General features: G+C 68.1%; 13 protein-coding genes and 1 pseudogene. 10 read left to right on the forward strand and 4 right to left on the reverse strand.

What is annotated here, in order from left to right; translation table 11 throughout:
• Positions 1 to 486: 486 nt before the first annotated feature.
• Both ACIGXE_RS36490 and ACIGXE_RS36495 read right to left on the reverse strand, forming a co-directional pair.
• The gene (locus ACIGXE_RS36490) at positions 487 to 3315 is read right to left on the reverse strand and encodes an AAA family ATPase (protein WP_399754434.1); all 2829 of its coding nucleotides are present in this window, start codon (positions 3313 to 3315) and stop codon (positions 487 to 489) included.
• A 166-nt stretch (positions 3316 to 3481) separates the two neighbouring features.
• Positions 3482 to 3700: pseudogene (locus ACIGXE_RS36495) on the reverse strand (transposase); the annotation flags it as partial.
• Positions 3701 to 4100: 400 nt separating this feature from the next.
• On the opposite strand from ACIGXE_RS36495, the gene ACIGXE_RS36500 reads away from it, so the two are divergent.
• The 8 genes from ACIGXE_RS36500 to ACIGXE_RS36535 all read left to right on the forward strand — a co-directional run bounded on the left by ACIGXE_RS36500 (position 4101) and on the right by ACIGXE_RS36535 (position 16014).
• Positions 4101 to 4781, forward strand: a complete 681-nt coding sequence (locus ACIGXE_RS36500) for a 4'-phosphopantetheinyl transferase family protein (protein ID WP_399754435.1) — start codon at positions 4101 to 4103, stop codon at positions 4779 to 4781.
• Positions 4782 to 5041: 260 nt separating this feature from the next.
• The gene (locus ACIGXE_RS36505; RefSeq protein ID WP_399754437.1) at positions 5042 to 6673 is read left to right on the forward strand and encodes a (2,3-dihydroxybenzoyl)adenylate synthase; all 1632 of its coding nucleotides are present in this window, start codon (positions 5042 to 5044) and stop codon (positions 6671 to 6673) included.
• A complete protein-coding gene (locus tag ACIGXE_RS36510; RefSeq protein WP_399754438.1) occupies positions 6670 to 6924 on the forward strand; it encodes a phosphopantetheine-binding protein in 255 nt (84 codons plus the stop codon). The genes ACIGXE_RS36505 and ACIGXE_RS36510 overlap by 4 nt, the downstream gene beginning before the upstream one ends.
• Positions 6917 to 8212, forward strand: a complete 1296-nt coding sequence (locus ACIGXE_RS36515) for a condensation domain-containing protein (RefSeq protein ID WP_399754439.1) — start codon at positions 6917 to 6919, stop codon at positions 8210 to 8212. Before ACIGXE_RS36510 ends, ACIGXE_RS36515 begins: the two co-directional genes overlap by 8 nt.
• Before the next feature lie 27 nt (positions 8213 to 8239).
• Positions 8240 to 10114 carry a non-ribosomal peptide synthetase gene (locus ACIGXE_RS36520; protein ID WP_399754441.1) on the forward strand — a complete coding sequence of 625 codons (1875 nt, stop codon included), beginning with the start codon at positions 8240 to 8242 and terminating at the stop codon, positions 10112 to 10114.
• Positions 10115 to 10177: 63 nt separating this feature from the next.
• Positions 10178 to 12952, forward strand: coding sequence for a beta-ketoacyl synthase N-terminal-like domain-containing protein (locus tag ACIGXE_RS36525; RefSeq protein ID WP_399754442.1), 2775 nt, complete (start codon positions 10178 to 10180; stop codon positions 12950 to 12952).
• Between the two features lie 48 nt (positions 12953 to 13000).
• Positions 13001 to 14644: a carbamoyltransferase C-terminal domain-containing protein gene (locus ACIGXE_RS36530; RefSeq protein WP_399754444.1), complete on the forward strand. Its 1644-nt coding sequence runs from the start codon at positions 13001 to 13003 to the stop codon at positions 14642 to 14644.
• Positions 14645 to 14841: 197 nt separating this feature from the next.
• On the forward strand, positions 14842 to 16014 hold the full coding sequence (locus ACIGXE_RS36535; protein ID WP_399754446.1) for a tryptophan 2,3-dioxygenase family protein: 1173 nt from the start codon (positions 14842 to 14844) through the stop codon (positions 16012 to 16014).
• A gap of 126 nt (positions 16015 to 16140) precedes the next feature.
• On the opposite strand, the gene ACIGXE_RS36540 is transcribed toward ACIGXE_RS36535, so the two are convergent.
• Together ACIGXE_RS36540 and ACIGXE_RS36545 are read right to left on the reverse strand one after the other, a co-directional pair.
• Positions 16141 to 16356 carry a hypothetical protein gene (locus tag ACIGXE_RS36540; protein ID WP_399754448.1) on the reverse strand — a complete coding sequence of 72 codons (216 nt, stop codon included), beginning with the start codon at positions 16354 to 16356 and terminating at the stop codon, positions 16141 to 16143.
• Positions 16357 to 16775: 419 nt separating this feature from the next.
• Positions 16776 to 17129: a hypothetical protein gene (locus ACIGXE_RS36545; protein ID WP_399754449.1), complete on the reverse strand. Its 354-nt coding sequence runs from the start codon at positions 17127 to 17129 to the stop codon at positions 16776 to 16778.
• A gap of 757 nt (positions 17130 to 17886) precedes the next feature.
• Here ACIGXE_RS36545 and ACIGXE_RS36550 point away from each other — a divergent pair.
• Positions 17887 to 18120, forward strand: a complete 234-nt coding sequence (locus ACIGXE_RS36550; protein ID WP_399754452.1) for a hypothetical protein — start codon at positions 17887 to 17889, stop codon at positions 18118 to 18120.
• Positions 18120 to 18419: a hypothetical protein gene (locus ACIGXE_RS36555; RefSeq protein ID WP_399754453.1), complete on the forward strand. Its 300-nt coding sequence runs from the start codon at positions 18120 to 18122 to the stop codon at positions 18417 to 18419. Before ACIGXE_RS36550 ends, ACIGXE_RS36555 begins: the two co-directional genes overlap by 1 nt.
• The last annotated feature ends 183 nt before the right edge of the window (positions 18420 to 18602 follow it).

Below are 18602 nucleotides of genomic sequence, written 5' to 3' on the forward strand. Positions count from 1 at the left end.
CAGCAGCCTCGGCTACCGCAGTCCCGCCGAATACGAGGCCGTCCTCGCGGCCTGACCACCACACCGATGGTGTCCGCCAAAGCGGAACAAGCTCACTTCGCAGGTGGGCTGCTCTCCGCACACGGGTAGGGGCCTGGGGGTCGAAGGCCTGAGAGCGCCGCAATTTCGTCCGCCGGGACTACGGTTTCCGGGCGGCGCGCGCTTGGGCGTTGGTCAGTGCGCCAGACAGGCGGGGGATCTGCTCATTAGGAACGGGCCCGTGGGCCCGGTGTTGAAGGGGGGGTTTCACTCGTCAGGTTCAGGGGTTGTACCGCATCCGGCACCGTGGTGGACGCTGCCTCATGTTGAGGCTGTAGTGAGTAGAGGAGCGGATGTGCTCAAACCGTGCCTCCGACTGTGTGTCGCAGCGTCAGCCTCAGACTGCCCCTGCTGTTTTCGCGTCGTCGTGGCTTCGGGTATCGGATTTGATAGGTGCGGCCAACGCATCTATGGCCCGAGGGTCTTTTTGAGGAGGTCGCGGCGGTTGATCCCCAATTTCCGGTATGAGTTCGAGAGGTGGACTTCCACCGTTTTGATTGTTACGTAAATTTCTTGCGCGATCTCTCTATTGCTTTTTCCTGCAGCCGCCAGTTCTGAAACTCTTCGCTCACTCGGAGTTAGGGCGCCGGGGCCTGAAAGCGTAAGGCGGCTACGTTGCATGCCGGTGATCTGCAGCTCGGAGGCTGCTTCATTGATGACATATGCCGCATGCAACATTTTGGCTAGTTCAAGGGCCTCGTAGCCGTAGCTTCGCGCTTCTTTGCGGGCTCCTTTTCTCCGCAGTGCTCCACTTAGCGCAAGAAGCGCCTTGGCGTATTCAAGGCGTGCAGGCGAGGATTCGAGTATGGATACCGCTTCTCTTAGTAGATCTTCTTGAGGGCCGACGTTGAGTAGACCATTAATGTACAAAGCGTGCCCCAGGGCTCTCGGCGCACCCCAGCGGCGCGCTAGCCCGAGTTCCTCTTCCGCATACTCTCTGGTTTCGGTTGGGCGCTGAAGTGCGTGAAAACACAGAGCCGCCTCAGAACGCCATGCTACCGGGGCCGGGTTCGCAGCATCGATGGCCGCGAGATGCTTTCCCGACTCCAAGGCGGCATTCAATGCCTCCTCATGTAGCCCTTGTCGCCGCAGCAGTTTGGATTGACTGTAAAGATAGTAGAACCAGACACCGTGCGCGGGTGGAAGCGGGTCTGGCACCTGCGTCCACTCCAACGCGGCTGAGGCATCCTCGAGTCGTCCCAGTTCCATCAGAGTTTCGGCGAGGTAGGGGCCAATTTGGAAACGGGCGATCTCAACCTGGCCGGCGTCACCTGCTCGCACTGCTGCACGCAAGTCGTTTTCCGCCTCTGTCAGCTCGCCACGCCAGAGCCACCCGAGGCCCCGGAAGGTGAGTGCTGCAGTAAGTGCATAGGTGGAGCCTACTTTGTGGGCTTGCGCAATGACAGCGTCGAGACTCGACATCACCTCTTGGCGGTCTGCTTCAAGCAAGCAAAACCAGGCGTGTACCATCCCAATATCGGCGGGCGCGCTCTGGAGCAGCAATCCGTCACTTATCGCCCGGAGAGCCCGGTTTACCGAGGACGGGTCGAGCAGGACAGCTGCATCATACGAAGCCACTACGCCGTCCAGCATGCGGCTGCCAATTGTTTCCTGAGGTTCAATTCTGCGCAGCTCGGTAAGCAGATTACTCAGCTCGCTTTTGGGAACGGGAACATACAGCCATTTAGCTTGAACGATTCCACTGAGAAGGCGAAGACTGAAATCGCTATTTCTATGAGAGGTTCGAAGAATGTCCTCATAGAGATTGACCGCTTCTTCGAAACGGTTTGAGTAGAACCAAACTCGCCCCAGTAGATAGGCGATTTCAGTTGTCTTCTGCGTGTCACGGCAAAGAGCAAGAGCTTCTTCAAGGTAGTCACTGGCCGCGCTCAGATCCACTAGTGACGCTACATATCCGAGCTTGATTAGCAGATCCACTCTTGCCTCGCCCTCAGAAAGCCCGGGGAGACAATGCTGCAGGTAGTGAAAGGCGGTGTCCGCAGCGCCGCGTGCCAGGGCTATGGCGCCGGCTTCTTTCAGCACTTGCACCATCCAAGTGCGGCCTTCGGCAGGGATACGCAACAAGTGCGCTGCGACACGTTCAGGCTCAGCCCCAGCGGTGTGAAGGACCTGGGCGGCATCCAAGTGAAAATGGCCAACTGCCCATCCCAGGGTTTCGTAGACGGCAGCACGCACGAGCGGATGTACAAACGCGAAGTGCCCGGCCGAATCAGAAGAGGAGGGTCGGATGAATGTGAACAGGTCAGCAGTTTCCAGAGCCGAAGCCGCTTCCACGGCGGACGCTGGCTCCAACCCTGCGAGCGCGGCAGCCCATTCTAGAGGCGCTTCCCCTCCCAAGACTGCCACGGCACGTGCCAGATCCCCGCTCTCTGCGGGCAAACTGTTCAGCCAGAGACGTACCCTTCGGCTTACCGCATCCGCCGCGAGCGCTGTGGCGGACGCCGCATTCTGCGCAGTGGGTTCCACTCCACGCATACGCAGAGCTGCAGCCATTTCCTTGAGTAGCATGGGGTTGCCGCCTGCTGCGGCACTGCAGGCAGAGACGAAACCTGGTTCGACAGGCGAAGAAAAGGAATCTTGCAAGATCTTATCGCACGCCTGAACTGACAGGGGTGATATTTCCAACAATTTTCGACTGCTGTTATTGATGACACGCCTCAGTGGAGCTGAGTAGGATTCCGCACCCGGGGGGCGTACAGCAGTGATAACCAGCACGGGTACTTCGTCCAGCCGTGACAGTAGGTAGTGCAGGAACCGCAAGGATGGTTCATCCGCCCAATGCAAATCATCCATGAGCAGCACCAGTGGCATCTCGTGGGATAGGTTTGCAGTCAACCAGAAGAGACTGTTAAGGGCTGCCAGGTCACCCACCTCCTGATCCGTTTCCATCGCTCCGAGGATCGAAGAGGCCGGTGCGGCCGACCCGGCAAAAGCTCCGTTTTTAGCAGCTGCGCTTTGAGTAAGTAGCACGGGGGTGAACATCTGGCGAACGACGCCAAAAGCATACTCTTTTTCAAGTTCCGATCCCCGTGCAGTAAAGAGGCGTGCCCCGGCCACATGGGGCGACTCCCTCACCTGCGCTAGCAAGCGACTCTTGCCAAGCCCGGGAGCCCCCTCGACCACAACGAAGGATCCGTTTCCCCTCAGCAAAGACTCCAGCGCCTGGTCCAACTCTGCGAGTTGCGGCTCTCTCTCAAGCAGTAGCGGCTGACTCATACGATAAGTATGGCCCGCTTACTTCTTACTGCAACCTACCGCTGGCACAAGCGGAGTATTGTGTCCTGAGTCCTAAGTTCCCGTAGGGTTAGGTGTATGACGCGTCCGGGACCGAAGCTTGCGCCGTTGGATCTGACTGCTGCCGAGCGGTCGGTTCTGGAGCCCCTTTTCGAGCCCCGGCCGCATGCTGGTGAGCCCGGACGACGGTAGAGTCGACCGACACCAGCCACTCGACGTCGCCTGCCGCGTCCGCCTTCGCCTGGGCGGCCCGCAGCATCCGGTCGAACGTGCCGTCCGCCGCCCACCTGCGAAAACGCGTGTGCAGCGTGGCCCACGGACCATAACGCTCGGGCACGTCCCGCCAGGCCGTCCCGGTCCGGAACTTTTCGTAGAACTCGGGGTCCCGGTAGGAACGGAACAAAAACCGGTGTTGCCGTCAAACTTTTTGACGACTGGTGATGGCGATGGCGGCGGACCGGAGGTGTCGGACAGACGGCGGTGCGTCGGCGGGGCAGGCGGAGCGCCGCGGAATCCGGGAGTGGCGGCCAAGATGTCGCCGCTGGGCTGAGGAGCCAAAGCCGCGTTCGGGGCGCGGCCCGGTGGTTTGTCTGGCCGGGGCCACCCTGTTGGGGGCAGCCTGGGAAGTGGTAACGGGCGGAGAGGGTGCCGGAAGCCTAGGGATGATCGCTGCCACAGCCAGCAGGATCGTTCCTCTCGCTCGCTTCGGCCGTGGAAGGGATGCCATGGCAGGGATTTCCGGGGCCGTTCCCGGTCCGTTGGCGGTCGTGGCGAACACGCAGGAGGTGCTCGGTCTCCCGGGGGCGGATGAGGGCTTGTTGACCGAGGTGGAGCGGTCGCGGAGTGCGGCGTTTCGGTCGCCGCGGGACCGGCGGGACTTCGTGGCCGCGCATCTGCTGGTGCGGATGTGCGCGGGGTGCCTGCTCGGGGTTGGTCCCGGGCTGCTGGAGGTGGTTCAGCACTGTGCCGCATGCGGCCGCGAGGGCCACGGCAGGCCTGCGCTGGCCGACCGGCCCTGTGTGCACGTCAGTCTCTCTCACACCCGCGATGTGGTTGCCGCGGTGGCCGGCTGGGAGCCGGTGGGTATCGATGTGGAGCGGCAGGCGACGTCTCCGCTCCATCCGGGGGTGCTGCGGCAAGTGCTCACCCCGTCGGAGCTGCGGATACTGGATCGCCGGGAGCAGCCGGAGGCGGCGTTCCTGCGGCACTGGGTGCGCAAGGAGGCGCTGGTCAAGGTGGGCATGGCCACGCTGGACACGCTGCATCGGCTGGACCTGTCCGCGCTGCTCAGCGAGGAGCCCGGGGCGGCGGTGCGGTCGTCCTGGTTCGGCGGCCTGCATCTGCTCGAGTGGGCCGATGAGCGCCGCGAGGCCGTCGCGGTCGTGGCGAGCGTGCGCCCGCCGCGGCTGGGCGTGGCCCCAGTGCCACTGTCCGACCTCGGTGCGTAACCAGCCCCGCCGCCCGACTCTCCACTCAAAATCCGGTGATGACCTACAAGCGACCGCCACCTCTCCCTTGAGTAGCGATTACTCATCCATCGTTCGTGACGCGGACGGAGGTTGGAAGAGCGGCGCGAGTGTCGCAGGTCATATCGGGAAGGGCTTGACGCGAGAGTCGGCTTCCCGCCCGCCCACTGATCCGGCCCCGTTTCCATCCGGTGCCGTCCGCTTGGGCGCGGGACACCGCTCGACCCGGTCAGGAGGCTGTTATGGATGGGTTCACACCCTGGCCGGAGGGGTTCGTCCGGCGCTACCGCGATGCGGGGTACTGGTCTGGCCGGGCCCTCGGAGAGCTGCCGGGTGAGTGGGCGGCCGCCTTCGGGGACGGTGTGGCGATGGTGGCGGGCGGTGAGCGGTGGACGTACCGGGAAATGGATGATCGGTCCGGACGATTGGCTGCGGGCCTGCAGACGCTGGGGATCGGGTGCGGCGACCGGGTGGTGGTGCAGCTGCCGAACGCCGCCGAGTTCTTCGAGGTGCTGTTCGCCCTGTTCAAGCTGGGAGCGGTACCGGTGGTGGTGCTGCCGGCCTATCGGCGCAGTGAGGTCGCCTACTTCTGCCGTTTCACCGGGGCGGTGGCCTACGTGGTCGCCGACCGGCACGCCGGCTTCGACTACCGCGAGCTGGCCTATGAGGTGCGGCGGGAAGTGCCCGCGCTGCGGCACGTGGTCGTGGCCGGCGATCCGGGCGAATTCCTGGGGCTGGATGCGGTGCGGGGCTGGGCCGGCGATGGCGGCGGGCCGTGGCCGGCGGCCGATCCGGGCGGTGTGGCGTTGCTGCACCTGTCGGGTGGGACGACCGGTGTGCCGAAGTTGATCCCGCGCACGCACGACGACTACCTGTACGGGGCGCGGGCCAGCGCCGATCTGTGCGGTTTCGACGCGACGACGGTGTATCTGGGCTCGCTGCCCATCGCGCACCAGTTCTCGCTGAGTGCTCCGGGGGCGCTGGGAACCTTTCTGTCCGGGGGAAGGGTGGTGCTGGCCCCCTCCCCTGCTCCGGATGTGGCCTTTCCCGTGATCGAGCAGGAACGGGCCACCGTCGCCGCAGTGGTGCCCCCGGTGGCCGCACTATGGCTCAAGGCCGCCGAGTACACCGGGCACGATCTGTCCAGCCTGGCGCTGCTGCAGGTGGGCGGGGCGAAGCTGGGCGAGCAGCTGGCCCGGAAGGTGAGGCCGGTGCTGGGCTGCGGGGTGCAGCAGGTGTTCGGTATGACCGAGGGACTGCTGAACTACACCCGTCTTAATGACCCCGACGACATCGTCTTTACCACCCAGGGACGGCCGCTGTCCCCCGCCGACGAGATCCGAGTGGTCGACGACGAGGACCGCGAGGTGCCTGGCGGGGAGTCGGGACATCTGCTGGTGCGCGGCCCGAACACGGTCCGCGGCTACTACAAGGCCCCCGAACACAACGCCATCGCGTTCACTGCGGACGGCTTCTATCGCACCGGCGACATCGTCCGCCGGCTGCCCACCGGTCACCTGGTGGTGGTCGGCCGGTCCAAGGACCAGATCAACCGCGGCGGCGAGAAGATTGCCGCCGAGGAGGTCGAGAGCCACCTCCTCGCCCACCCGGGTGTGACGGAGGCCGCGGTGGTGGCGATGCCGGATCCGTTCCTCGGCGAGCGCGTCTGCGCCTACATCGTCCCCGGGGATCCGCGGCCCACGGTAGCGGAGCTGACCGGTTTCGTCCGCAGCCGGGGACTGGCCGCGGCCAAGGTGCCCGACCGGATCGAGTTCCTCGACGCGCTGCCCCGCACCGCCGTCGGCAAGATCAGCAAGCAGCAGTTGCGCGACCGCATCGCCGCCGCCCTCGAACCCGCCGGAGAGCCGACATGAGCACTGCGCACCGCGAGCCGTCCCTGGACCGGCTGCGGCGAGAGGTGGCCGACCTGCTCGGCGTACCCACCGAGCAGTTGGCAGCGGATGTGCCGCTGCCGGACCAGGGCCTGGATTCCATCCGACTCATGACCCTGGTCGAGCGCTGGCGCGCCCAAGGCGCCGAGGTCACCTTCGCCGACCTGGCCGAACAACCCACCCTGAACCAGTGGAGCGAACTCCTGACCGCCCGGAACGGACACCATGGCTAGCCCGCCGGCAGTGGACCGGCTGCCGCTGACCGCTGCCCAGCAGGGAGTGTGGATCGGCCAGCAGCTCGACCCGGTCAACCCGCTGTACAACGCCGCCGAATACCTCTGCATCGACGGCCCTCTCGACACCGGACTCTTCGAGAAGGCCCTGCGCCGCACCGTCGCCGAGGCCCACACCCTGCACGCCCGCTTCCACACCGGCCCCCACGGCCTCTTCCAGCTCCTGCAACCCACCGACGACTGGCCATTGACCCACCTCGACACCAGCCACCACCCCGACCCCCGCCACGCCGCCCTCGTCTGGATGCGTACCGATCTGAAGACATTGGTCGACCTGGAAAAGGGCCCCCTGTTCGCCCACGCCCTCATCACCCTCGGCCCCGACCAACACCTGTGGTACCACCGGGCCCACCACATCGCCCTAGACGGCTACGGCTTCTCCGTCATCGCCAACCGCACCGCCCAGCACTACACCGCCCTCAGCACCGGCCGCCCCGACACCACACCGCCCCTGGGCCCGTTGCGCCCGCTGGTGGATGACGACTTCGGCTACCAGCACTCCACCCAGAACGACCGGGACCGCACGTTCTGGACCACCCGCTACGCCGACCGCCCCCAAGCTGTCAGCCTCAGCCGGTACGTCGCCGTCCCCTGCGGCCGACTCCTGCGCTCCAGCACCCAGCTCCCGGCCCAGGCCCTGGACTCTTGGCGGGCGGCGGCCGGCCCAGCCGGCGCCGGCTGGGCCGAGGCCGTCATCGCCCTCATCGCCCGCCACCTGCACCAGCACACCGGCGCCGACGAGGTGATCCTCGGCCTGCCCGTGATGGGCCGCTGGGGCCCGGCCGCCCGCACCCCCGCCATGATCATGAACATCGTGCCGCTGCGCATCCCCGTGCACCGCGGCGACGCACTGCCGGACACGGTGCGGGCGGTCGCGGCCGAACTGCGGGCGATCCGCCCGCACCAGCGCTACCGCGGCGAGCAGCTGCGGCGCGACCTCAAACTCGTCGGCGGCCGAAGGCGCCTGGTCGGCCCGCTGGTCAACGTGATGCCGTTCGACTACCGGATCAACTTCGCCGACAGCCCCGCCCGCGCCTACAACCTGTCCACCGGCGCGGCGTTCGTCGAGGACATGGCGATCCAGCTGCACGCCCGCACCGACGGCGAACCCCTCAGCCTCGACATCGACGCCAACCCGAACTGCTACGGCCCGAACGAGCTGGCCTCGTATCTCGGCCAGCTCACCGATCTGCTCACCGGCACGTCGGCATCGGCCAGTCACCCGTAGCCCTCCAATCAGTCTGGAGAAGCGAACATGGAATCCCCCGTGATGGCGAACCCGGCTGGCATCGCCGCGTCCGCCCACTTCGCCAGGGTCCGGGAGTGGAATGCCACCGCCCGGCCCTACCCACGCCGGGCGGGCCTGGCCGAACTGTTCGCCCGCTGGGCCCGGGAGAGGCCCGACGAAGTGGCCGTCATCGATGGTGACCGCCACCTGTCCTACGGGGAGCTGGAGCGGCGGGCGAACGCCCTCGCGTACACCCTCACCAGTCACGACGTGCAGGTGGGGCAGCGGGTGGGGGTCCTCGGGCAGCGCTGCGCGGAGGCCGTCGTCGCGATCGTGGGCATCGTCAAGGCCGGGGCGGTGTATGTGCCGCTGGACGAGGCCCATCCGCTGCCGCGGCTGCAGGCGATGGCCGAGGACGCCGAGATCGGCGCACTGGTCGCCCTGCCGGGCGCTGCGGAGCACGGCCTTGCCGGTGGCCCGGTGCTGCGGGTCGAGGACTCGGCGGTGGACGATCCGCCAGCGCCGGCCCGGCCGGTCACCGGAGAGGATCTCGCCTACGTCATGTTCACCTCCGGATCCACCGGCCGGCCCAAGGCCGTCGGAGTGCGCCAGCGTGGCATCACCCGGCTGGTGGTGAATACCGACTACACCACCATCGCCCCGGACGACCGCGTCCTGCAGATCACGGCGCTGACCTTCGACCTGTCGACGTTCGAGATCTGGGGGGCACTCCTCAACGGAGCCACCCTGGTGGTCACGCCCTGGCAGCTGGAGTTCTCCCCCCGCGACTTGTGCGAGTTCCTGGACCGGCAGCGGATCACCGTTGCGATGATCTCCACGGCGGTCTTCCACGAACTGGTCGGCCCGCAACCCGATCTCTTCGCCGGTGTGCGTGAGGTGCTCGTCGCGGGTGACGCGCTCAACCTGCACCTGGCCCGGCAGGTGCTGGCCCACCGCCCGCCCAAGCACCTGATCAACGCCTACGGGCCGACCGAGAACACCACCTTCACCACCGCCTACCCGGTCAACCGTCTGGCCGCCGACGCGGCCGTGATGCCTATCGGCACCCCGATCGCCAACACCACCTGCTACATCCTGCGTAACGACGGCACTCTCGCCGGCATCGGTGAGGAGGGGGAACTGGTCACCGGCGGCGACGGCGTGGCGGCCGGCTACCTCAACGATCCCGAACTGACCGCCCAGCGGTTCATTCCCGACCCGTTCGGCGACGACCCTGCGGCCCGGCTCTATCGCACCGGAGACATCGCCAGCTGGCGCGAGGACGGCACCATCGACTTCCACGGCCGCCGCGACACCCAACTCAAGATCCGCAGCATGCGGATCGAAGCCTCCGAAATCGAAAACGCCCTGTGCGGCCACGACGCCGTCACCGGTGCTGTCGTCACCCGCCATGAGACCACCGTCGACGGCGAAGGCCACCTGGTCGCCCACCTCGTCCGCTCCGCAGGCCGTGATCCCGTCAGCGACGCCGAGCTCCACGACCACCTGGCCCGCAGTCTGCCCTGCCACATGATCCCCGACGCGTTCACCTGGCTCGACCGACTGCCCCTGAACCCGCACGGCAAGATCGACCGCAGCGCACTCCCGGCCCCAACAGCAGTCGCCATCACCCCACCGTCGACCGCGTCCACAACGGATCTTCTCCAACAGGTACGAACCGTCTGGCAGGAGGTCCTGCTCGAGCGCGGCATCGCGCACGACATCGCACCCGGCGACACGCTGTTCGACGTGGGCGGCACCTCCTTCGACGTGCCACGGATCCACACCCGCATCACCGAACTCCTCGATCCCCCGGACTTCACCCCGCTTGACCTGTTCAGCTACCCCACCCTCCGCGGCTACACCGACCACCTCGCCTCCCTCCTCGCACCGAAATCCTGACCACCCGCCGGTCGTACGCGGACGCGTTACAGCCCACCCTTGACAAGCGAACGGATCGGAAACGTGACCTCTCCAATCCACCCGACAACGGAAATAGCCATCGTCGGAATGGCCGGGCGGTTCCCCGGAGCCGACAGTGTCGCCGAGCTGTGGCAACTGCTCCTAGAAGGCCGGGAAGCGGTCCAACCGCTGGACCCCGACCAGCTGCGGGCCGCCGGAGTACCGGAACCGCTGCTGTCCGACCCTGCTTACGTGCCCTACGGTGCCTCGGTGTCCGGCATGAAGTATTTCGACGCCGGATTCTTCGGCATGACTCCCGCCGAGGCAGCGTCCACCGATCCCCAGCACCGGCTGTACATGGAACTGGCATGGAGGGCATTGGAGGACGGGGGTGTACCCCCGGGTGGGAATGTCGGCGTCTTCGCCAGCACGGGATACGCGGACTACCTCGTTCAGAACCTGATCCCGGCCAAGAACCTTGGCGGTGACATCCCGTACTCGGTACGGATCGGCAATCAGGCCGACTTCCTGCCCAGCCGTATGTGCCACCTCCTCAACTTCACCGGCCCGTCAGTGGCCGTGCAGACCGCGTGCTCCAGTTCGCTGGTGGCCGTCGATGCCGCCTGCACCGCGCTGACGCTGGGGCGCTGCGATGCGGCCGTCACGGGGGCGGTGGCGCTGCGGCTGCCGCAGCCCGCCGGCTATGTGTACTCCGACGGCGGGGTGTGGTCGAAGGACGGGCACTGCCGCCCGTTCGACGCCGACGCCTCCGGGTGGGTGGCCGGCAACGGCGGTGGGGTGGTGGTCCTGAAGCGGCTGGCCGACGCTGTTGCCGACCGGGACCGCATCTACGCGGTCATCCGCGGCGTCGGAGTGAACAACGATGGCGCCGACAAGACCAGCTTCACCGCGCCCAGCACTTCCGCGCAGGTTGCCGTCATCAACCGGGCCATCGCCGATGCCCGCATCCCCACCTCCCAAATCGGCTACGTCGAAGCCCACGGCAGCGGCACCCCGCTCGGTGACCCCCTCGAAGTCACGGCACTGGTCAAGGCCTACACCGCCGCAGGAGGTCTGGCACCAGGCTGCGGCCTCGGCGGCATCAAGGCAAACCTCGGCCACATGGCCTCCGCCGCGGGCATCGCCAGCCTCATCAAGACCGCCCTGATCCTCCACCATCAGGCCATTCCCCCGCAGATCAACTGCTCCCAGCCCAACCCCCTGCTGCAACTGGACAGCGCCGGACTCGTCCTCCATGACCGCCCGCACACCCCGGCCACCCCGCTGCAGGCCGCGGCCGTCACCTCACTGGGCATGGGCGGAACCAACGCCCACATGATCCTCACCGCCACCCCACCCCCCACCCCCCGCCCCGCACCGAACGACGCGGACTACCCGCTCTTCCTGTCCGCCCGCAACCAGGCCGACCTGCACGAATCCGCCGAGAACCTGTACCGCCACCTGCTCACCCACGACGTCCGCATCGACGACCTCGCCTACACGCTGGCCCGCGGCCGGGCACGCTTCAACACGGCCACGCTCCTCCGCGCCCGCACCATCGGCCAGGCCCAGGAGGCGTTGCGCCGGTACCTCGCGCAGCCCACCGCACCAACAGCGTCCCAGGACGATGGAATCTCCGAAGACGCCCTGCCGCATGCGGTAAAGATCCCGCTGCCGGGCTACCCCCTGCACCCCGAACCCCACTGGATCAGCCCTCCCACCACAACTACCGCCGCCGCACCCTCCGGCACCACCCAGGGCCCGAGCAGCGACCAGCAACCGGTCGGGAACCTGCAGGACCAGGTGGTGGAGATCTTCCGCACCTACCTGGGCAGGGACGACCTGGGACCCGACGACGGCTTCGACACGGTCGGCGGTTCCTCACTCACCGCGGTGGAAATCGTGGACGCCATCGCGGACCGGCTGGGTCCGGCCATCGGCCTGGGACGGTTCGTCCAGCTTCAAACGCCGCGCCGCGTCACCGAGGAGATCCGCACCTGGGTGTCCGGCAACCTCCTCGACCCCTCCCTCATCCAACTGCGCGCAGGCACACCGGGCGAGGAGATCTTCTTCATCTACCCCGTGAACGGGACCGTGTTCTGCTACCACAAGCTGATCCAGAACACGACTTTCGCCAAGCCCGCCTACGTTCTCGCCTACCCCTTCGACGATCCGAACCCGCCCGGAACCATCGCGGACATGGCCGCTAAATGCATCGCCGAAATCCAGACGGTCGCCCCGCACGGCCCCTACCGGCTCGCCGGCTACTCCATGGGAGGAAACCTGGCGATCGAGATGGCCCACCAACTCCAGAAATTCGGAGAAACGGTCACCGACATCGTCATGATCGACCCCCTCCCGCTGTACGCCTACCCCCGACCCGCGATCGAGATCGACTACATCCGTGCTGCCGAACTCACCCTGTCCTACTTCCTGAACCTGCCCGTCCGCCCGTCGGATGCCAAGACGGTCGACGACGTCGTCGCGTCTCTGCGCCAGCCCACCTGGTCCCACCGCACCGAGGAGACCACCCACCGCTTCGTGAGCACCCTGGTGAGCAATGCGATGGCCATCACCACCGCCGACCAGCCACCGCCCATCCGGGCCGACCTCACCGTCCTGGCCGCCACCGACCGCAACAACCCCGTCTACGACCTGGTGGGAATCAAGAACTTCCCCCCGGAGACCTGGCAGCAACACACCACCGGAAAACTCACCGTCGTCCCTCTCCCCGGAAACCACTACACCCTCTACACCGACCCGGAGAACTTCACCCGCCTCACCACGGCCATCGACCAAATCTACGGCGGACCGGCGTCCCGCCATCCCGCACGGTGAGACGAAGGGAGCAATTCTGTGTGGATCCTTGGACTGAATGCCCCTCCGATGGGCTGGCACGACCCGGCCGCCTGTCTGGTGGACGGCGAGGGGGTGGTGCACGCGCTGGTCGAGGAGGAGCGGATCAGCCGCCGCAAGCACGGCCTACACGCCCACCCGACCCAGGCTGCCCGCGCCTGCCTGGACATGGCCGGCCTCTCCCCGGCCGACATCGACGTCGTGGCGCTCGGCTGGGACCTGCCCCGGCACGCATGCCGGGCCGACCTCGGCCGGCTGGATCCGCCCGTGCCGGGACGGCCGTGGCGGTTCGGTGACAGCCGCGCATTCCTGGCCGATGCCCTGGGCTGGGACCCGGACCCGGTCCGTCACCCGGATCTGGTCTTCGTCCCCCACCACTTGGCCCACGCTGCTTCCGCGTTCCATGCCTCCGGGTACGAGGCGGCGGCCGTGGTGGTGCTGGACGGCTACGGCGACGACGAGAGCGCCTCCATCTACCAGGCCCGGCACGGTCTGCCGCTGATCCGCCAGGACCGCTGGCCCATCCCCCACTCGCTGGGGCACATGTACAACGCGGTCTCCGAAATCATCGGCCTGCACATGCTGGAGGCCGGCAAGACCATGGGCCTGGCCGCCTACGGCCGCGCCCAGAACCTCGAGCCCTGGCCGATCTTCGAACAGGACGGCGACACCTTCACCCCACCATTCCAGCTGCCGGCGGACACACCCGACCGGCAGATCATCCTCGCCTGGTGGGACCACTTCCGCAAACTCGGCTACCGCCGACAGCAAACCCCCACCGACGACCTGGACAAGAACGAGCACGCCGTCCGCCTGGCCTGGAGCGCCCAGACAAGCCTGCAGCAGGTGTGCGCCCTGCTCGCCCGGCAGGCCCGCGACGTGACAGGCCAGGACGCGCTGTGCCTGGCCGGCGGGGTCGCCCTGAACTGCTCCTCCAACGGGCTGCTGCCGCAGCCGGTCTATGTCCCGCCGGTCCCGCACGACGCCGGAGTCGCCCTCGGCGCCGCCTGGACCATCGCCCCACCCCGCGCCCCCGGCCAACCGATCACCCCCTACCTGGGCCGCGCCGTCACCGCGCCCGAGATCGACGAGGCGCTGTCCCGGCACGCCCTCACTGTCCGCCCGCTGTCCCCCGAGGAGGTGGGCGAGCGGCTGGTCAACGGGCAGATGGGTGCGATCGTGACCGGCCGGGCCGAGGTCGGACCCCGCGCGCTGTGCCACCGCTCCATCATCGCCTCACCCCACGACCCACTGATGCGCGACCGGCTCAACCTCGCCAAGGGCCGCGAACTGTGGCGCCCGCTGTCCCCAGTCGGCCTGGCCGAGGCCGAGGACGCCTACTGGACGGCCAACCCCACCCTGCACCGCTACATGCTCGGCGCCGCCCAGGTCACCGACTGCGGCCACAAGGACATCCCCGCCGCCGTGCACATCGACGGCACCGCCCGACCCCAGATCATCACCGACCAGGGCGAGCCCCTGCTTGAGGTCCTACAGCACCTCAAGCGCGCCGGCGCCCCACCGGTGCTGATCAACACCTCCTTCAACCTGCGCGGCGAACCGATCGTCGACACCGCCGACGGTGCAATCAACTCCGCCCACGCCATCGGCCTGGACTTCCTCATCCTGGACGACCGCCTCATCGACCTCCCCGAGCGGGAGAACAGCCGATGACCGGGCTCCGACAACGCCAGCCGACAGCCGACGCCACGGCCGGCCCCGCCCACAACGCCGGACAGTGGCGTGAGGACAAGGAGCGACACAACGGGCCCGGGCAGAAGAACCCGACGGCCGAGCCTCCGGCACGGCAGCAGACCGAACATCGGGCAACACCGGAGGCCGCCCTTGCGTATTTCGCGGCGGGCACCCGCTTGCTGGGACAAGTCGCAGCCGATTGCCACGCCCCCGACCAGGAGGCCATCCTGTCCGCGGCTCTGCAGGCCGCGGACACCGCGATGCAGGCGCTCGCCGCCCTCCACACCACCGACCGCTGGGAACGGCTCGAGCAGCTCCGTGAGGCCGTGGCCGGCGCACGGGCCACCGTGCTCACCTGCACCATGGCCATCTACCGGGGCACCGGCCACCCGGCAGCCGACACCGACGACATGACCGACCGGCATCGAACCCGCGCGGCCCAAGAGCAGCGTCCTATGAGAAAGACCCTCCCGAAGCCTCAAGCCAGCCAGTGCCCGGCTGCGCCCACCCAGCCAGGACCCCCCTGCGACAGCGCCGACACCGCCCGGGCCATCCCGCAGACCACTGGGCGTACCGCTCCCGCAGCACCCGCGGACTTCACCTACGGCCAATACCTGCGCCTGCCAGCCCTGCTCGCCCAGCACGCCCCCGCCTCCGCCGCCCATGACGAACACCTGTTCATCACTGTGCACCAGGTCCACGAGCTGTGGTTCCAGCTGCTACTCACCGAACTCTCCGGCGCCCGCGACCGAATGCTGGCCGGCGAAGCACAGCCCGCCCGGATCCGCATCGAGCGCTGCCGGGCGATCGAGCACACCCTCCTGGACACGCTGCACCTGCTGGACACCATGACACCCCACAACTTCCTGGCCTTCCGCGGCTGTCTCGGGACGGCCAGCGGCGCGCAGTCCGCCCAGTTCCACGAGATCGAGATTCTCTCCAGACGCCGGGACTCCGACCGCATCGGCCGGATGGGCTGGCTCACCCCCACCGAACGGGCCCGGCTGGAGGAGCGAATGGCCGAGCCCAGCCTCTGGGACGGCTTCCTCCGCCTCCTCACCGGGGCCGGTCACGACGTGTCGACCCGTCAGCTCAGGCGCCCCGCCCTCGCCGCGATCACCCGCGACCCGGACCAGCAGCCGCTGTTCGGCCTCGCCCAGTCCCTCCTCGGCCACGACCAGTCATGGTCCCTGTGGCGCACCCACCACGCCCAGGTCGCCGAACGGCAGATCGGCCGCAGACCTGGCACCGGCGGCACCCCCGGAGCCGCCTACCTCCAAGCCCACCTCGACACCCGATTCTTCCCAGAGCTGTGGGAGACGCCGCCCCACTCCGATCCCGAACCCTGACAGACATGCCCGCGCCGGTCCACCCGAGCCGCAGGTTTTCTGAACTGCTCCGGGTTTAAACGCCAGCGGCGGGCGGCTGGATCGCGTTGAGGTTCCCCCGTTGGTCGGGAGGTGGTGATCAGCTGGTCAGTTGAGGTTGATGGGTGTTCGAAGATGCCCGGCATCGTCGACGCCGACCCGCCCGCCGTCCGGCTCCCCGAGCGAGTCGACTTCGGCATCGACTCCCTCGGCCAGTGAGCCATCGAGGTCCGCGCCCACGACGGCGCCCTGCTCGACCTCACCGACGACGGGGAGGGTAACCAGCCGCTCGACTTGACCGCGTCGTCCGGGCAGACGGCGCACCGAGCCCCGGCCTGGCACCCCTCAAAACCCGACGGCCCGGCCGGCGCCGTCGAACTGCACGCCGAACTCACCCGGCGCTTCCCCGACAGCCAGATCGTCTGGCGCCCCGGCGTCATGAACAGCCTCGACGAAGCAACCGCCGGCGCCCACCGGGCCCTGGCCGCCGCCGCCAAGGACCGCAAAGCCGCCTGGGACGCCGCCCCGCCCGCGAACGCCTCCCTCGAGGTCCGCCCCGACTCCTCCGCCGGACCGGTCTACCTTCGTGCTGTACGACGTAGAGAGCGAGCACAGGGCCCGCGAACTGGCCGCCGCGCTCCACGCGGCCCTCTACGGACACCTCGGACCACTGGCCCACGCCATGCCGGGGCGCTGAACTCGCCTCGGCGTCACCCAAGATCAACTACTGGCGGCTTTGGTGCCTATCTCGGCGACACCCCTACGACCCGGACACCGACGACGTCGTCCAGGCCGAGCTCGCCGCCGAGGCCGCGGCCGCCGCCGAACGGGAGGCCGCCGTACGCGAGGCGCAGCGGATCGCCGCCCGCGCCGATGAGCTCCAGGCGCTGCGCGAGCTCGGCACGCTGGAGCAGGCCGAACCCCGCGAAGGCGACGAAGCCGTCCGCGACGAGCTCACCCGCCGCGCCGGGTCGTACGTCCAGGCCGACGTCGACGCCTGGCTCGCCCACGCCCTGGCCGCGCAGCGCGGCCACTACGCCGACCCGGCCGCCCGCGAGGCCGCCGCCGGCCTCCTGCCGCAGCCGGTCCTCGCGCACGCCGCGCTGCTGTCCGAGCTCGCCCGCCTGGTCCCGGCCGCCGCGCCCGGCGAGCTGGCGGTCGTAGCCCGGCTCGCCGCCGCCGACCCCGAGGCCACCGCCAGCCTCGCCGCGCTCCTCACCCGCGCCACTACCCCGGCGAGGACGACCCCGACTACAACCCCATCTGCGACTGCCCCGCCGTCCCGCGCCGGTTCTGCATGAGCTGCGCGGACTGCGCCGCCTGCCGACCGTGCACGTGCCCACCCTGGGAGCACCTCACCTTCGGCAACCCGCCAGACCCGCTGCCACGCTGACGGAGCGTGAGCGTGACAGCGGTGTCACGCTCCTCGAAAGAGCGGTGTCACGCTCCTCGAAAGAGAGCGGTGTCACGCTCCTCGAAAGAGCGGTGTCACGCCGCCCTAAGTATGGGCGCGTTTGTCCGTTTCCAGACCTTCGAACCCCCCTCGAGTGGCCGTTCGGGGGCTGGAGCGTGACACATAAGAGTTCATGCCCCGCACCCCGCCCGTTCGTCACGGGCGGTAGCCAGCGGCGCGGCGTGCGGCCGGCCGACTCGCTACCTCAGCGGGCTCGGCGAGCCGGGTCTGCTGGGTCCTGGGTCCAGGGTTTCCCCTGGTCGACGCCGACCGCTGCCGTACCTGGGTCCACCTGGGGCCTTGGGTCCGCGCCCGCGGGTTCCGCCGCAGTGGTCCCGGGCCGCCAGGGTCCGGCGATACCGTGGTGAGACCCGTCCGTTCCGCGCCCTACGGAGCCTTCGATGATCGAACAGCCGGCCCCCGCCGACACCGCCCGGCAGCAGCTGGACCCCGCGGCCGCCGACGCCGTACGCGCGTACGCCGCCCACACCCGGGCCACCGCCGACCAGTTCGCCGGCGTCCTGGAGGACATCGCCGCGAACGGCCTGCCGTCGGTCGAGGAGTGCACCCCGTGGGAGGAGCTGCGCGAGCAGCACCTCGCCCGCCTCGCCCGCCAGCGCCCGCCCGTCGCCTGATGGCCCCGCAGCACGGCCCTCGCCGCGCCCGGATCGCCTTCTCCGACTCCGCCGCCAAGCAGCTGGGGAACATCACCAGCGAGGCGGAGATCCACGCCCTGGACCGCGCCCTGGTCGTCGTCTCCGTCGACCCCGACGTCGGCGAGCCGATCTCCGGCGACACCGCCGGCCCCCAGCTGCGCCAGTACACCGACGACATCGAGCAGGTGCGCGTCCTGTACTTCGTCACCGCGCTGCGCACCATCATTATCTGGGGTTCGCGGAACTTATCCGCAGTTCAGGCCGATGTGGGTATGTGAGGGACGTGAGTCACGGGGTCCTATGCCTACTGATCCTTTCAAAATGAGTCAGCCGGTCACTCGTCGTCGAGCCGCTGAAGAACCTGCGTGAAGTCACCAGCATCGAGCAGGTCGGCGAGCACCTGAGTCATGCTCTCGATGCCGGGGTCCCGGACGATCAGGCCGTCAGAGCACCAGAAGTAG

This window comes from Streptomyces sp. NPDC053431, from assembly GCF_044544925.1.
In the GTDB taxonomy this organism is placed as follows: Bacteria; Actinomycetota; Actinomycetes; order Streptomycetales; family Streptomycetaceae; genus Streptomyces.